The organism is uncultured Agrobacterium sp. (assembly GCF_913777885.1).
Classification (GTDB): domain Bacteria; phylum Pseudomonadota; class Alphaproteobacteria; order Rhizobiales; family Rhizobiaceae; genus Agrobacterium.
Genome location: NZ_CAJYTV010000012.1, coordinates 212,794 through 228,883, shown reverse-complemented (window position 1 = coordinate 228,883; position 16,090 = coordinate 212,794). Strand labels below are relative to the sequence as shown.

Annotated in this window: 13 protein-coding genes; 4 read left to right on the top strand and 9 right to left on the bottom strand. The window is 56.7% G+C overall.

The features are described from left to right. Positions 1-496: 496 nt before the first annotated feature. A complete protein-coding gene (locus QZ869_RS12345) occupies positions 497-1,480 on the top strand; it encodes a YiiG family protein (protein ID WP_296085597.1) in 984 nt (327 codons plus the stop codon). Between the two features lie 732 nt (positions 1,481-2,212). Here the strand turns inward: QZ869_RS12345 and QZ869_RS12340 are convergent. From QZ869_RS12340 to QZ869_RS12325, 4 genes are all read right to left on the bottom strand, one after another. Beyond that, positions 2,213-3,286, bottom strand: a complete 1,074-nt coding sequence (locus tag QZ869_RS12340; protein ID WP_296105058.1) for an ABC transporter ATP-binding protein — start codon at positions 3,284-3,286, stop codon at positions 2,213-2,215. Between the two features lie 13 nt (positions 3,287-3,299). Next, the gene (locus QZ869_RS12335; RefSeq protein ID WP_062442439.1) at positions 3,300-4,148 is read right to left on the bottom strand and encodes a carbohydrate ABC transporter permease; all 849 of its coding nucleotides are present in this window, start codon (positions 4,146-4,148) and stop codon (positions 3,300-3,302) included. Beyond that, positions 4,141-5,079, bottom strand: a complete 939-nt coding sequence (locus QZ869_RS12330; RefSeq protein WP_296105055.1) for a carbohydrate ABC transporter permease — start codon at positions 5,077-5,079, stop codon at positions 4,141-4,143. The genes QZ869_RS12335 and QZ869_RS12330 overlap by 8 nt, the downstream gene beginning before the upstream one ends. A 71-nt stretch (positions 5,080-5,150) precedes the next feature. Continuing rightward, complete coding sequence (locus QZ869_RS12325) at positions 5,151-6,452, bottom strand: ABC transporter substrate-binding protein (RefSeq protein WP_296105052.1); 1,302 nt, start codon at positions 6,450-6,452, stop codon at positions 5,151-5,153. A 203-nt stretch (positions 6,453-6,655) separates the two neighbouring features. Between QZ869_RS12325 and QZ869_RS12320 the strand changes: the two genes are divergently transcribed. Genes QZ869_RS12320 through QZ869_RS12310 form a run of 3 tightly spaced genes read left to right on the top strand, consistent with a single transcriptional unit; the run spans position 6,656 to position 9,652 of the window. Next, positions 6,656-7,855, top strand: coding sequence for an ROK family transcriptional regulator (locus QZ869_RS12320; RefSeq protein ID WP_296105049.1), 1,200 nt, complete (start codon positions 6,656-6,658; stop codon positions 7,853-7,855). A gap of 37 nt (positions 7,856-7,892) precedes the next feature. Continuing rightward, positions 7,893-8,993 (top strand): Gfo/Idh/MocA family oxidoreductase, encoded by a 1,101-nt coding sequence (locus QZ869_RS12315; RefSeq protein WP_296077461.1) that lies wholly within the window; start codon positions 7,893-7,895, stop codon positions 8,991-8,993. Between the two features lie 17 nt (positions 8,994-9,010). Then, positions 9,011-9,652 carry a ThuA domain-containing protein gene (locus QZ869_RS12310; RefSeq protein ID WP_062442427.1) on the top strand — a complete coding sequence of 214 codons (642 nt, stop codon included), beginning with the start codon at positions 9,011-9,013 and terminating at the stop codon, positions 9,650-9,652. 139 nt (positions 9,653-9,791) lie between these two features. Here QZ869_RS12310 and QZ869_RS12305 read toward each other — a convergent pair whose 3' ends face one another. The 5 genes from QZ869_RS12305 to QZ869_RS12285 form a co-directional block, all read right to left on the bottom strand. Next, on the bottom strand, positions 9,792-10,682 hold the full coding sequence (locus QZ869_RS12305; RefSeq protein WP_296105046.1) for a dihydrodipicolinate synthase family protein: 891 nt from the start codon (positions 10,680-10,682) through the stop codon (positions 9,792-9,794). 24 nt (positions 10,683-10,706) lie between these two features. Next, positions 10,707-12,326: an ABC transporter ATP-binding protein gene (locus QZ869_RS12300; protein ID WP_296105044.1), complete on the bottom strand. Its 1,620-nt coding sequence runs from the start codon at positions 12,324-12,326 to the stop codon at positions 10,707-10,709. Then, entirely contained in the window at positions 12,319-13,242 is a 924-nt protein-coding gene (locus QZ869_RS12295; RefSeq protein WP_296019633.1) for an ABC transporter permease, read from the bottom strand. Before QZ869_RS12295 ends, QZ869_RS12300 begins: the two co-directional genes overlap by 8 nt. A gap of 12 nt (positions 13,243-13,254) precedes the next feature. Further along, positions 13,255-14,169, bottom strand: a complete 915-nt coding sequence (locus QZ869_RS12290; RefSeq protein WP_062426890.1) for an ABC transporter permease — start codon at positions 14,167-14,169, stop codon at positions 13,255-13,257. A 96-nt stretch (positions 14,170-14,265) separates the two neighbouring features. Beyond that, a complete protein-coding gene (locus tag QZ869_RS12285; protein ID WP_296080451.1) occupies positions 14,266-15,777 on the bottom strand; it encodes an ABC transporter substrate-binding protein in 1,512 nt (503 codons plus the stop codon). Between the last annotated feature and the right edge of the window lie 313 nt (positions 15,778-16,090).

Genomic DNA, 16,090 nt, shown 5'->3' with positions numbered 1-16,090 from the left:
AATACCCCATACGATCGCATTCTGGGTCATATGGCTCGTCCTTGTTGTCGTAAGAGGCGCAATGGCCTGGCAGCGCGGAAATCCGGCTCGTTCGACCGAACCGGATACATCACATCTTCGTCATCAGCAACAGGTCCCACCAGTCGTCAATGCATCTTCCCTTCGATTCACCTCCTTTGCACACGGCGTTATTGTCTCGGTCGCAATTTCGCGTCGCTCACGCATTGGAACAGCATGCCATGGGGATCACATTCCCAATCGCCCCTGCCGCGTAAATAACGCCAAAACAATCCATTAGCGGATATCTGGCACCCATAAGCGTTCATTAGGCTTGCCTAAAAAAATCGATCGGTCCAGAAAGCGATCCGTCTTTGCACCTTCACATCACGATACCCGGCAGGCGCTTTGACCTGGGTGGATACTGAAGTCACACGGCAGATGCTCTGCGCACTGAAGTGAAACTGAAGATCTTCTCGGAATGGAAAAGAGGACTGAAATGACATTAAATCGAGCTTGCAAATCCCTGATCCGCTCTCTGTCCCTTGCGGCGGCCCTAATTCTTCTCTCAGCTTGCGATGACAGCACATCAAGCCAATCGGACCATACGCAAGGGGTGCGAACGGCTAGCGACCAGGAAGAAATTCAAAAATATAACGCATATGTGGAGGTCGCAAACGCGGTTCGCCGCCCTTACGCAGAAGATCTGGCGACCTATCAGAGCGTTGTTAAGCCAGTCTTCGACGGCAAGAAGAAGGAGGACGATCTTCTCTTCCCTTCCTCCTCTACAATGAGCCAGATCAAAGACAATCTAGATAAGGCACGAACGATGAAGCCCGACATGGCTGACATCGACGGACCGGCGAAGGCCTATAGCGACGCGTTAAAAAACGCGATTCCTATTGACCGCGATATGGCAAACTACATCGAGTCGAAGGCCTATCTTGGCGACAAGTCTGCGCACGGGCGCGAGATACAACCAGCCTACATTTCCGCCATGGAAGCCCTGGCGATGGCCCAGGAAAACTACGATAACGCGATCGAAGCCAAAGATCGCGCACGTATCAAGTCTGCGTTCGATAACGCGGAAAAAGACACTCTGGCCTATTTCCGGATCGGCATGGTCTACAGGATTAAAGAGAGCATGAACTTCGCGTCCGGCTTCCTGAGCGGATCCGGCCTGGGCGACGAGCGCGACGCGTTCAAGACGTCTCTCGATCAGTTCAACGCAATGGCGACAGGCTATGACGATAAAATCCGAGAGCAAAACAACGAGGGCTGCTCGGCGATCATGTCCAAAGCCAATGCTTATCTCTCCACTGGCAGACAGATCGTCAACAGGACCGAAGAGGGTAGCTACGAAAAGGACAAGCAGCAGCGCTCCCAGTTCCAAATGATGCAATCGCGCGAGCAAGAGGATGCCAACTCGCTGCTGCAGGACTATAACAATATGATCAGCCGCCTTAATATGAACCAGTGCTGAGGTGGCGACGATCCGAATAGTCGCTGCTCGTAAACAGCGATCCCCAGATCGGTTTGCCTGGAAGCGCCGGTGATAATGCACTTCGGTTGGTAATTGTGCTTGTAAACCAATGAGTGCGTTACAGCCTCTTCATTCGGCGCTAATCATAACGTACGGGACGGAGGCTGCACCGTCCCGGCATGGGTGAAGGTGAGTTCTTCAGCCGTTCTATCCGTTCGCTAAGCGATAGCGCTCTGCGCATGAGCATCATCGCCACCAGCGGGAATACCAAATCTGATATCCCTTCTTTTCACATCTTGCCGGACAGCAGGATGCGGCAAGCCGTTTTTCGAAGTATCGCATTATGGTCATCGGCGCCGCCCATGGAAGCGTAGGGCCGGGTTGTCAGCAAGATCATGAGTCTGGAGAAAACAGCCCATCGCATGCTTCTACGGAGTACCGCCAAGGCTCATGGAAACTAGAACGTCTATGGCAACCTTGGCGGAGGTCCGAAAAGAGCGGCCGGACGAAAGATCCGTGAGGCGCACGGATCCGGCATCCCATATTGCGGATGGTCTGAATCAAAGCTGTCTCGAAGGCTTATCGATCTTTTGGCGCAGCTTGCTAATACGCGTTTCCACGATGGACGCGCCTGGATCGAAGAAGAGATTCGAAATTAACTTCGATTATGCTGACATCACCTTCAAGCGGCGGCTAGCGAGGGCGGCTTGGCCACATGCATTCGCCCAAGCGTCAAAGCGCCAATCCACTTGCCCCGTCAAAAACATGAACCCGCTCGTGATTGATGTTAGCGGCGAACAGCGAATTCGTTCGCACCAGTTGTTCGCCATCAACCACCGCGGTCACGTGATGTCCGGCAAGATCAAACACCACATGGGTCTGCGCACCCGTCGGCTCCACCAGCAAGGTGTTTCCGGACACCGTCACGTCGCCTTCGCCGCCCATGGCGAAGTGCTCGGGACGTAGTCCAATCGTTACCGATTGACCGCGCTTGACCTTGCGATCGGTCGCAATGCGAATGGCTGTTCCGTCATCCAATCTCGCAGCGGGCGCGCCATCTTCGCCATCCACGATGCAATCGATGAGGTTCATCGCAGGTGAACCGATGAAGGCGGCGACGAACAGATTGGCGGGTTTCTTGTAAAGCTCGAGCGGCGTTCCCTGCTGCTCGATGCGCCCCTGATTGAGGACAACGACGCGGTCCGCCAAGGTCATGGCTTCGATCTGATCGTGTGTGACATAGATCGATGTCGTGCCGACCTTCTGATGCAGGGTTTTGATTTCGCTGCGCATCTGCACGCGCAGTTTCGCGTCAAGATTGGAAAGCGGCTCGTCGAAGAGAAAGACCGCAGGATTGCGCACGACAGCCCGCCCCATCGCCACACGCTGGCGCTGGCCGCCGGAAAGCTGCGACGGTTTGCGATCCAGCAGATTGGCGAGGTCCAGCATCCGGGCGGCTTCGGTGACGCGCTCTTCGATGACTGCCTTGGGTTGGCCCGCGATCTTCAGGTTGAAGCCCATATTTTCGGCCACGGTCATATGCGGATAAAGCGCATAGGACTGAAACACCATAGCGATGTTGCGTTCGCGCGGCGTCATCTCATTGACGATGTTGCCGCCGATCAGGATGTCACCTTCGGTGATTTCCTCGAGTCCCGCAATCATGCGCAGCAGCGTGGACTTTCCGCAGCCCGAAGGTCCGACGAGCGCGATGAACTCGCCATCGGCTATCTCCAGCGAAATGCCATGGATGACGCCAAGCGAGCCGTAGGATTTGCGAATATCTTTCAGTTCCACAGATGCCATTGTCTTCTCCTCCTCAGGACTTGACGGCGCCGGCCGTCAGACCCGCTATGATGTGTTTTTGCGCTAAGAAGAACACGATGATGGTTGGCAGGATCGTCATGGTGATGAAGGCCAGGACCAGCTGCCACTCGGTACCGAACTCGCCGCGATAGACCATGATGCCGAGCGGCCATGGGTATTTGGATTCGGAATTGAGCATGATGAGTGGCAAAATGTAGCTGTTCCAGCTGCCGACGAAGGAAACGATCCCGACCGTCGCGATAATGGGCCGCGAAAGCGGCATGGAGATATGCCAGAAGAATTTCAGGTAGCCGCAGCCATCGACAAACGCTGCCTGAAAGAGTTCGTCGGGCAAATTTCTGAAATAGTTGCGGAACAGCAGGATGCTCATCCCCAGACCAAATGCCACCTGCGGCAGCACAACGCCCCAATAGGTGTCCAGCAGCCCGAGATCGCGAATGCGGATGAAGAGCGGCAGAATGGCTGTGGCGGCAGGGAACATCAGTCCCAACAGGAAGTAATTGAGCAGAAAGTTGGAGCCAAAGAATTTCACATGCGCGAAGGTGAAGGCTGCCATCGCCGAAACGACGAGCGTCAAAAACACCGTCAGAACGGCTATGACGAGCGAGTTGAAAATCTGCAGCCAGTAGCGCTTTCCAAGCAGGATATCGCCGTAGTTGGCCCACTGCCACTCCGCTGGCAGACCGAAAGGGTTGACGCGCAGATCACCGAGCGTCTTGAAGCCCCCAAGCGCGGTCGTGAGCAGTGGGATCAAGACGATGGCGGCAATAAGGGTCAGCGACACATAGAGGTAGATCCTCGTCTGCACGCTGACGCGGACGGATGTGGACGTATCAGTCATGGCGCATGAAGATCCTTTTGTAACCGAAGGCAAGCGTGACGCAGATAATAAACAGCACCACCCCGACAGCACTTCCAAGCCCAACCTGCATGCGCATGACGCCATATGTGTAAAGGAACGTCACCATCGTCTGGGTAGAATTGGATGGGCCGCCGCCGGTTAGCGGCATGATCATATCGAAGAGCTGCAACGAGCCGATCACGGCAAAGAAGATCGATAGCCGGACAGTCGAACCGAGCATCGGGAGCGTCACGTAGCGAAACTTTTGCCAGCCTGTTGCCCCATCGATCTCGGCGGCCTCCAAGACGTTCTTGTCTACCGATTGCAGCCCGGCGATAAACAGCATCATGTGGAAGCCGAAGTACTTCCAGACGATCACGGCGAGGACGGCGTAGATCGCGACATCCTTATCCGCCAACACATAGGGGTTAGCGAAGCCGAAGAAGTTTGAGATGGCAGCGAATAGCCCGTAGTCGCCGTCATAGACAAAGCGCCAGATAAGACCTGCCGCGACATCTGCCAGAACGTACGGCAGGAAGAAAACGAGACGAAAAGCCACGACGCCCGGAATGCGATGGGCCAACATCGTCGCAAGCCAGATTGCTAGCGGGATCTGTATGCAGATCGAAATCACGATGATCAGCGCATTGTTGATCAGCGCTTGCGAAAAGGCAGCATTGCCAAACAGAACCTGAAAATTCTTCAGCCCAATGAACTCGCTCGGCGTACCGTAGCCATTCCAACGGTACAGGCTGTACCAGGCCGCCTCTCCCATCGGCAGGATAACGAAGAGGGTGAACAACAAGAGCGCCGGGGGCAGAAATATCAACAAGGTCAGCGCGCGGTCATGCGCAACGGAGCTCTGTTTCCGTTTCGACTTTCCGACAGGGCTTGCCAGCGCCGGCGCAGCGTTCATGGAAATATTGGTCATTTTATCCGCTTTCGTATTCACGCGGTGGCGACAGGCGCCGTACATCGACGACGCCTATCGTTCAGGCGGGATCAGCGAAGCTCGAAAGCATCCTGGATCTGCTGTGCGCCCTCTTCGGCCGTCATCTGACCGGAGACGATTTCGACGGATATATCGTTGACGACGCGGCCAACGGCGGCACCGAGCGTCTGGTCGAAGAAGTTTTGATGCCAGGTGGAGGCCGCAAGTTGCTTGGCGGAATCGGCCATGAGTGGATCCTTCACCGCTTCACTCGCACCGACTGCAACGGGCAAGATCATGCCAGCTGCGGCGAGTTTCTTCTCGTTATCCGCGTTGGTGAGAAAGGTGGCGAAATCGATGGCTTCCTTGGAAGCATTCTTCGTCACCGCCCATCCGTTCAGGCCGCCCAGTGTATCGGTGGCTTTACCCGCACCGCCCGTGACCATCGGGAAAGCGAAGCGTCCGAGATTGTCGGAGGAAAGACCCTTACCATCACCTGCATTCTTGCGTTGATTGGCTTCGGTATTGTCGAAACCAAGGATCATCGCAGCTTTTCCGTCGCCGAAGACGCCAAGCGCCTGAGGCCAGGTAGCGCCAAGATAGCCAGGCTGGAACGGCTCCAGTTTGCCAAATTCGGCAAGCTGCTCACCGGCCTTGATGATGGACGGATCCATGAAGCCTTCGCCCTCGCCCTTGCTTGCCGCCTCGAAGACCGACTGGCCTCCATTGCGCATGACGAGGTAACTCCAGTAGAAATGGATCGGCCATTTCTCGCCACCGCCACCGGCAATCGGAACGATGCCAGCCTCTTTGATCTTCTTCACAGCGGCACCGAGATCATCCCATGTCTTGATATCTTCCGCCTTCACGCCAGCCTTGGAAAACAGCTCCTTGTTGTAAAAGAAGCTGACGAGGCTAACACGGTAAGGCACGGCCCAGACTTTGCCATCGAAAGACAGGCCGTCGATGGCCGCCGGGTTATAGGCGTTTCTGATCTTGCCGCCATCGGCATCGAAAACTTCGGTGAGATCTGTCAGAGCACCGGTTTTCGACTGCTCCTCAAGCACGCCACCACCCCAGCTGTAGAAGAAGTCGGGCACGTCATTTGATTGTAGCAGGGTCGGAAGCTTTGCCTTGAAGGCTTCGTTTTCTAGGAACTGTAGCTGGATGTCGACATCAGGATGTTTGGTCTCGTAATCCTTGGCAATCTCCTCCCAGACGGCCACGGATTTCGGATCGAGTTCAACATGCATCCACTTGACGACCGTTGCGGCAGAAACGCTCGCTGCGCCGAGCATGAAAGTAATGGCTGTGGTTGAGGCAAGCGTTATCAGCTTGCCGCCCAGGCTTGCGCCTGCGTGCATATACGTCATGATGGTGATCCTCCCGGGGACTTCCTCACATTTATTCCCCAATCCGAATTAATTCATATAAGAATTGGATGACTGTCAAGGCATCGCCATTATTTTTCCGAGCAATGCTTGACATGGGTGCCGATCTTGACGCTATTTAATCCGCGATCCGATATTAATAGGACATCGGATTTGCTCTGCTCAAGCTCGCTGCGACTGGACCCATGAAGACTGCCGACCCCGAACTGATGCGTGCAATCAATCGCTTGAACGTCCTCGACACGATCCGTCGTCACGGCCCCATCTCACGCGTAGAGATCAGCGAAAGAACCCAGCTCTCCACCACCACTGTTTCGGCGATCACCGCATCGTTACTGGATGACGGGCTCATCCTGTCGCGCCACCTAGGGGATATACGAACAGAAGGCGCGCGCGGTCGTCCACGCGTCATGCTTGAACTCAATCCAGATGCCGCGCGCGTGGTCGGTGCGAAGATCGCTGCCAACCGCATGGTCTTCGTCGTCACCGATTTCTGCGGTAACGTGCTGTCTTCGCTGTCGCTACCAATCCGCATCGATCGCCAGCCCATCGGCGTCATTGCTGACCTGATCGAAGACGGCGTTCGTCGATGCGTTGTCGATGCAGGGCTTTCGCTTGAGGACGTCGATCGGGTCTGCCTCGGTTTGCCCGGTGTAATCGAGCATCGCACCGGTAAAATCCGCTTCAGCCCGGTACTACGCGAAGTCAACATCGATTTTGCCGGCGAGATGACCTCGCGTTTCGGAACTCCCACGATCATCGAGAGCGATGCCCATGCCGTAACACTTGGCCACCACTGGTTCGGCAAGGCGCGCGACCTTGAGGACATGGTGCTGATTTCCCTGGAGCAGACGCTCGGACTCGGCGTGCTGCACAGGAACGATCTCTTCCGCGGCGCAGGTGGCCTTAGCCACAATCTCGGCGACCTCGTGCTTGTCGCAAACCCGGAAGGCACGGTTCGGCTGGCAAGCCAGGCAGGCGAAAATGCGATCCTTGCATCACGACCGGCTGACGGGCGTTTTGCCGAGGCTATCCGGCTTGGGCGGGGGATTCAACATGCGCAGGCGCTGGTCCTTGCGCAGGATAACGATCTTATCGCCGCCGCCCAACGTGCGGGTGCGGCGATAGGCCTGACGCTCGCCAATATCGTGACCTTGTTTGCGCCGCCGCGCGTCATCTTCGTCGGCTCGAGCCTAGATCTCGGTGCCCCGTTCATCGATAGCATCAGAAGCGCCTACGAGATTTCCGTGCCTCCATCCCTTCAGGGCGTGGCGGAACTGGTTTTCGACCATTGTAGCGACGAACTCTGGGCACAGGGTGCTGCGGCTGTCGCGCTTTACGAACTTTATGAATCGCCTTGGAGCACCACAGGCCCAGCTCTCTGAGGAGTGAGCGGGCGCAAGCATGATGGGAGAGAAAAATATGCAAAAGGTCGGCATCGGCATCATCGGATGCGGCAATATCTCGGGCGCTTATTTGAAGGCGATGGCATCGTTCCCCATCCTCGACATCAAGGGTGTCGCGGATATGAATGCGGACATGGCCAGAGCAAAGGCTGAGGAGTTCAATGTCGCCGCGCGAAGCGTCGAGGACCTGCTGGCGGATCCGGAAATAGAGATCATCGTCAACCTGACGATTCCCAAGGCACATGTCGAAGTGGGCCTCAGAGCACTGGATGCCGGCAAGCACACCTATTCCGAAAAGCCGTTGGGCATCAACTTCGCCGAGGGCAAAAAGCTCGCTGAAGCGGCGAAAAGCAAGACGCTTCGCATTGGTGCGGCGCCGGATACTTTCCTCGGTGGCGGTCATCAGACGGCACGGACGCTCATCGATCAGGGCGTTCTCGGCACTCCGGTCGGCGGCACGGCGACCTTCATGTGCCCAGGACACGAACGGTGGCATCCCAACCCCGCCTTCTACTACGAAGTTGGCGGCGGACCGATGCTGGACATGGGCCCCTATTACATCACCGACCTCGTCAACCTCTTCGGACCCGTCGCTAAAGTTGCAGGCTTTGCCTTCTCGCCCCGCTCAGAGCGCCTGATCACCAGCGAGCCCCGTAATGGCGAAAAAATCCCGGTCCATGTGGCGACCCATGTCGCGGGCGCGCTGGCATTCCAAAACGGTGCCGTCGTTCAGGTCGGCATGAGTTTCGACGTGGCTGGACACAAGCATGTCCCGCTTGAACTATACGGCACGGAAGGAACGCTTTTGGTGCCAGATCCCAACCACTTCGGAGGTGAGGTTCAGCTTCTCAAAAAGGGTGGCGAATTCGAGACCCAGGACCTGTCGTCGCCCTATGCAGACGGGAACTACCGATCGATTGGCGTTGCCGACATGGCCCACGCCATCCGCTCCAATCGCCCACACAGAGCTAACGGCGATCTGGCGCTCCATGTCCTCGAGGTCATGGAAGCGTTCCAGACCGCATCGGACACCGGCACAACCGTTTCCATCACCACCGTCGTCGACCGCCCGGCCCCGCTGGCCGAGTCGCTTGTCGACGGTCGGATCGGCAAATAATTCTGAGGAGGAATAAAATGCGTGAAGCACTGATTGTCTGGGGCGGGTGGAGCGGCCACGAGCCAGAGGAATGCTCGGTCATCATCAAGGACCTGCTCGAAGAGGAAGGTTTCAAGGTCTATGTCGAACATAGTACCGAAGCCTTCGCCGACCCTTCGGTTCATGATCTGAGCCTCGTCGTTCCGATCGTCACCATGTCCAAGATCGAAAAGGAAGAGATCAAGAATCTTGCCACCGCCGTCGAGAATGGTGTCGGTATTGCTGGATATCATGGCGGCGCCGGCGACAGTTTTCGCGAATGCGTCGAGTATCAATTCATGATCGGCGGACAATGGGTTGCCCACCCCGGTAACATCATCGACTACACCGTGAACATTACCAAGCCGGAAGACCCGATCATGGCCGGCATCACCGATTTCCCCTACACGTCCGAGCAGTACTACATGCACGTCGACCCTTCGAACGAGGTGCTGGCGACGACGACCTTTACCGGAGACCACGCCTGGTGGATCGACGGTGTCGTCATGCCGGTTGCCTGGAAGCGCAACTACGGGAAAGGTCGTGTCTTCTATTCATCGCTCGGCCATCAGGCAAAGGAATTTGCTGTCCCGCAGATGCGGGAGATTTTCCGGCGTGGCGCAAACTGGGCCGCCCGCTAGTTTACCGGAAAGGTATTTGGGCCGTGTGCGAATGCACGGCCTCCTCGGCGGCGCAGCATTCCGGAACTATCGAGCAAAACTTGACGAGTGCGCGCCTGTTGTTGTTTTCCGAAAGTGCGCATGTGCGGTTGTCATCGTTTTAACTGGCCTTAATGAACCCGTGCTTTTGCAGGATTTTCGCTATTTTCGCGTCCTGCTCCGGATCGGGCAAAAGCGCAGGCTGACGGCTCGCGCCGACAGATGTATCCTGGATGTAGAGCGCACGCTTGACCATAGCCGGAGCAAATCCCAAAGCGTAGAGATCGGTCCGAAAAGCGGTGAACAAGGCCTGCTGACGTTCTGCTTCGGCAATATCACCAGCATTGAACCCGCTGAGAATACCGGCAAGCACCTGAGGGATGGCGTTGCCTAGGCCGGAAATACAACCCGCCGCTCCATTTTGCAGCGCCCACAACACTAGGTGATCGGGACCGGAGTACACTTCGAAGCCGGACACATCACGGGCAACGGATAGATAGGCTTCCAGCGTCTCTTTCGCCCCGCCGCTATCCTTGATCCCAGCAATATTACCATGTGCCGAGAGAGCACGGGCGGTTTCCGGCTCGATGTGGTTCTGCGTGCGCGCCGGGATGTCGTAGAGGTAGATCGGCGTCTTCACCGCATCGGCTACTGTGGAGAAATGGCGCATCAGTCCGTCCTGCGTGCAGGCGATAAAGAACGGTGTGATGACTGCGATAGCATTGACACCAATCCGGTCGAATTCGCGTGCCAGCTTCACCGTCTCGAATGTCGCGGGCATGCCGGCATTGACGATGACATCGACCTGACCATTGACTTCATCGACCACAGCTTCGGCAAGCTTTACCTTCTCATCGAAAGTCAACGCGGAAAAGTCGCCATTGGTGCCAGCGCACATGATGTTGTTGCCAGCAGCCACTTGGCGACGCACCTGTGCCCTCGTGGCCTCGTAATTGATGGTTTCGTCCTCGTTAAAGCATGTGACGAGCGCAACGAAGGCCTTTTTAGACATGATAGGTACTCCTTAAATTCCAAGTCAGGATGCGCGCGAAAGACGAGCAGCGCGGTGCCCGGCCTGCACATCCGGGTCCGGGTCGAGGCCAGCGGCTAGTAGAGCCTGAGTGTAGGGCTGACGCGGCGTTTCAAAGATTTCACGCACCGTGCCAATCTCGACCACCTCACCCCTTTGCATCACCATGACGTGGTCGGCGAAGTCGCGAACGACTGGAAGATCGTGGGCGATGAAGATGAAGGCAATCCCCATTTGCTTGCGCAGCTTGTCAAGCAGCGCGATGACCTGCGCCTGCACCGATACGTCGAGTGCTGAGACCGCCTCGTCACAGATGATCAGTTGCGGTTCGAGCGCGAGCGCCCGTGCGATCGCGATGCGTTGGCGCTGGCCGCCGGAAAACTGATGCGGGTAGCGGCCCATATGTTCCGGTCCGAGGCCGACTTGGGTTAGAAGTTCCGCCACTCGTTCACGCCACTTCGTCTTCGGCAGAATGTCCGGGTGAATGACCCAGGCTTCGGAAATCAGCTGATAAACCGTCATTCGTGGGTTCAGCGATTGCGTGGGATCCTGGAACACCATCTGCAGATCGCGACGAAGCTTGTAAAGTTCTGCAGGCGAGAGAGTGAAGAGGTCCCTGCCCTTCCAGAAAGCTTCTCCGGAATCGGGCTCGTCCAGCCTGAGCAGAATGCGTGCGAGCGTGGATTTTCCCGACCCGCTTTCGCCAACGACGGCCATGGTCTCCCCAGCCATCAAGTCGAAGGAAACGCCTTTAAGCGCTTCGAAAGCACCGTAAGTCTTGCGGACGTTGCGTACCTTGAGCACAGGCTCGGCACCCGGCAGCGGCGCATGCATCTCACCCTTGCCGGGGGCAGCGGCGATCAGCTTCTTCGTGTAAGCATGTTGCGGGTTCTTGTAGACGTCGCGCACCGTGCCGGATTCGACTAGCACGCCTTTTTCCATCACCACCACACGATCGGCGATTTCAGCAACCACACCCAGATCGTGGGTAATGATCAGCACGGCCATGCCGGTTTCCTGCTGTAGCTCCTTGAGAAGCGCCAGCACTTCCGCCTGAACCGTGACATCGAGTGCCGTCGTCGGCTCGTCGGCGATTAGAATATCCGGGCGTAAGGCGAGCGCCATAGCAATCATCACGCGCTGGCGTTGGCCACCAGAAAATTCATGCGGATATTTTTCGAGTGACGTTTCCGGGCTTGGAATACCAACACGGCCAAGCAGTCGGAGCGCTTCGGCCTTCGCCTTGGCATCATCCGTACCATGGGTTGTCAGTGCTTCGCGGATTTGCCAGCCGACAGTATAGACCGGGTTCAAGTGGCTCAGCGGATCCTGGAAGATCATCGCAATGCGACGACCATTGATCTCGCGCCGTTGGGCTGGCGGCATGGTCAGAAGATCCACGCCATCCAGCAGGATCTGGCCGGAGGTGATGCGACCCGGCGGCATGTCAATCAGGTTCATGACGGCAGATGAGGAGACGGACTTGCCGGAGCCGCTCTCGCCAAGGATCGCCAGAGTTTCACCGCGATCGACATGGTAGGAGATGTCGCGCACCGCCTTGACCACACCGTTGACGGTGTGGAACTCGACCGAGAGATTGCGAACTTCGAGTAAATGTTCAGCCATTCTTGTGGCCCTTCATTTCCAGACGCCAGCGCTGCACGGGATCAAGAGCAATGCGCAGCCAGTTGGACAGGAGGTTCAGCGACATGGTGGTCAGAATGATCGCCAGTCCCGGCCAGAAAGAGAGCCACCATGCGTTGGTGAGATACTGCCGCCCCTGGCTTATCATTAGACCCCAGGTGATTTCTGGTGGCTGGATGCCGATGCCGAGGAAGGAGAGTGCACTCTCGGCCAACATCACATAGGCGAAATCAAGCGTGGCGAGCGTCGTCAGCGTTGGCAGCACGACGGGAAGGATGTGGCGAAACAGAATGCGCTTGTTGGAAGCGCCCATCACTCGTGCCGCCTGCACGAACATGCGTTCGCGAATTTCCAGAACCTCGGCGCGGGTGGTGCGCAGATAGACAGGGATGCGAGTTATCGCCAGAACCAGCATCAGATTGAGGATCGACGATCCCAGGATGTAGAGCACGATAACGGCAATCAAAAGCGACGGAAATGACATGATCACGTCCGCGAGCCGCATGATTACCTGATTGACCCTTGCCGAAGAAAAACCCGCGATCAAGCCAAGAGCGGTGCCGATGATCGATGAGATCAACACCGCACCCGCCGCCACCATCAAGGTGTTCTGGGTGGCAACGATGATGCGGGCGAGAAGCGGACGGCCGAGCGCGTCGGCGCCCATCCACCAGACCCACGCCTTTTCGAAGTCGAAGGGTGCGGCGTTTCGGCCACGCAAGTTCTGCTTCGTCGCAACATCGCCAAGCCAGCTCGGGCCGATCACTGCCAGAATGATGATGAATACGAGAAAGATCGCAGCGGCGAGAGCGAACTTGTCGGCGAGAAGCATACGGAACATGCGCTGATAGAAGGGTGGCTCGTGCGCGATATCCGTGGCAGTCGTGACGTCAGTCATTGTCGTCCCTCCCTAATGCCGGATACGTGGATCGAGAAACGCGTAAGCGAGATCGATCAGGAGGTTCATGATGAAAATCGCGACCGCCGTGACCAGAATGGCGGCGAGAACGACGTTGAAGTCGCGCTGCAAGATGGAATCGATCATCAGCTTGCCGACACCCGGGAAACCAAAGATGGTTTCGATGATGACAGCGCCGTTAAGCAAGCTTGCCGCTTGATCGCCGAGCACCGTGATCACGGGCAGCATGGCGTTGCGAAGCGCATGAATGAAGATGATCGGACCGGATTTGACGCCTTTGGCGCGCGCCGTCTTTACGTAAGCAGACGACAGCGCCGTGATCATGGACCCGCGCACAACCTGAACGATGATGCCGAAGGGGCGCACAAAAAGCACGCCGATCGGCAGGATCCAATGCCAGATGGAGCCCGTACCCGATGTCGGTAGCCAGGTGAGATTGACGGCGAAGACCACGATCGCAACGATTGCCAGCCAGAAATCCGGCACAGACGCGCCGATCAGCGAGACGATGGACGAAAAGCGGTCGAAAAACCCACCGACACGGAAGGCGGCGAAGGAGCCAACGACAATCGCCGCGACCGTGACGAGTGTCATGGTGCTGACCGCAAGCCACAAAGTCCAGACAAAAGCTTCCAGCACCACATCGAGTGCAGGCCGGGCTTTGCGCAACGATTCTCCAAGGTCGCCGGTCAGTACGTCACCGACATAGCGACCGAATTGAACAAGCAAAGGATCGTTGAGGCCATGCAATTCGCGAAACTGGTTCTTCAACTCGGCAGAAGCTTCGACTGGCAGGAAAAGCGCTGCGGGATCGCCGGTCAGGCGAGAGAGGAAGAAGACCATGACGATCAGCCCGATCAACGAGATCAGACTGGCCACGGCCCTTTTTCGGATGAAACTCAGCATGGCGTCCTCGAAGAAACCTGTGCAGCGGCATCACTTTGCCGCGCGTCGTTCAAGCGAGATGGCGGCACTGGCCGCCATCTCCGGCTGGATGTGATCTTACTTGATCTTGATCTCGGAGAGCTGGAGCATCGAGTTCGTCGCAATCGTCGGCTTGAAGTCGAGACGTTCAGAGACACGGGCAAAGCCGACCATGTGGAAGAGCAGCACATCTGCCACCACGTCGTCATGCAGGTAGGCGATCAGTTCCGACCAGAGCTTGGCACGATCATCTCCGACGGCAGCTGAAGCGCGCTTGATCAGATCATCAACCTTCGGATCGGAGAAGCCCGACTGCGTGCCGTCAGAAGCATATTTGAAGAACATCGAGAATGAAGGGTCACCCTTGGAGTTGTCGTGCATGGCAGCGACGATCTGGGGACCACGATCCTTGGCGAAGGGCTTCGAATAATAGCGCTCATGTTCTGCGACTTCGACGAATTTCAGGTCAACCTTGAAGCCGACATCCTGCAACTGCTGCTGAATGGCCTCCATGATTTCGGTGACGTTCGGGAAGTTGGCCGAGCGCGCGATGATGGTGATCGGCGTATCGACCTTCACACCATCTGCCTTGGCTTCGTCGAGTAGCTTCTTGGCGCCGTCGGGATCATAAGGGAACACCTTGACGTCCTTGTTCCAGCCAAGCGTGGTTGGCGGGACGATTGCCGTTGCAAGCACCGCGCTTTCTGGAACCAGCGTGCCGAGGAACGCTTGACGGTCGATGGCCAGGTTCAGCGCGCGGCGAACGCGCACATCGTTGAGCGGCGCAATGTTGTGATCAAGGCGAAGATAGACCGTCTCGCTATCGAGATATGAGAAGTCAGTCTTCGGGTTCGTCGCATCGAGCTGAGAGATAGACGGAGATAGATCGGCTTCGCCGGCTTGAACCATGGCTGCGCGGACAGCCGGATCGGCGCGGAACAGATACGTGGCCTCCGTCACTTCGGGCTTGGTGCCCCAATAGTCGTCGCGGCCGGTGAGGACGATCTGCTGGCCAGGCGTCCAGTTGGTGAGCTTGTAGGGGCCGGTGCCGACTGGCTCGCGGATAAATTCGAGTGGCGTCTCTTCTGGAACAATCGTGACGAGCGTCATCAGAAGAGGAAGGATCGGCTGGACGGGATCGGCTTTGAAGTCGATGGTGTAATCATCGACGACAGAAGGCGTCACCTTCATGCCCCCGAAGTAACGGCGGGATTCGCAGGCATTTTTGTCGCTCATGATGCGGTCGAAGCTGTGCTTGACATCCTTGGCATCGAAGCTTGAGCCATCAGAGAACTTCACGCCATGACGGAGATGAAAGCGCCAGCTGCCATCGGAGTTCTGCTCCCACTTTTCTGCCAGGCGCGGCATGACACCCTTGTCGGTGCGCACGTCGAGCTCCGTCAGCGTTTCGCTGACATTCTCCATGATGACACGGCCAATATTCGATCGCGTCGCCATGCAGGGCTCAAGCAGGTCCGCTTCTTCGGCCAGCACGACCTTGATCGGGCCAGATCCCGCATAGGCCGGCGTCACCGCGGGCATCACCAGCGTACTTAGCGCCAAGGCACATGAAACAGCAGTCTTTTTCATCTTTGTTCTCCTCCCAGATGAAGTCCATACATGACAGGCGACGACATGGATGAGCGAGCAAGATCCGCCTTCCAGAAGCTTGAATGTGTCGAAACGCACCGACAGACATCCTGAGCCCTCATCGACCAGGTTGGCGCTGAGCATCTACGCACAGCCCCATCTTGTCAAATAGAATTACGATGTAAAATATAAAACAAAAACATAATCTTATTTTTTTATTTATTTTCAATATTTTAAAAAATGCAAATCGGAATATCTCGCTGTTTTAGGACATAAATAAACTTGACAACTTTCGAATTTTGGCTGATTTCCG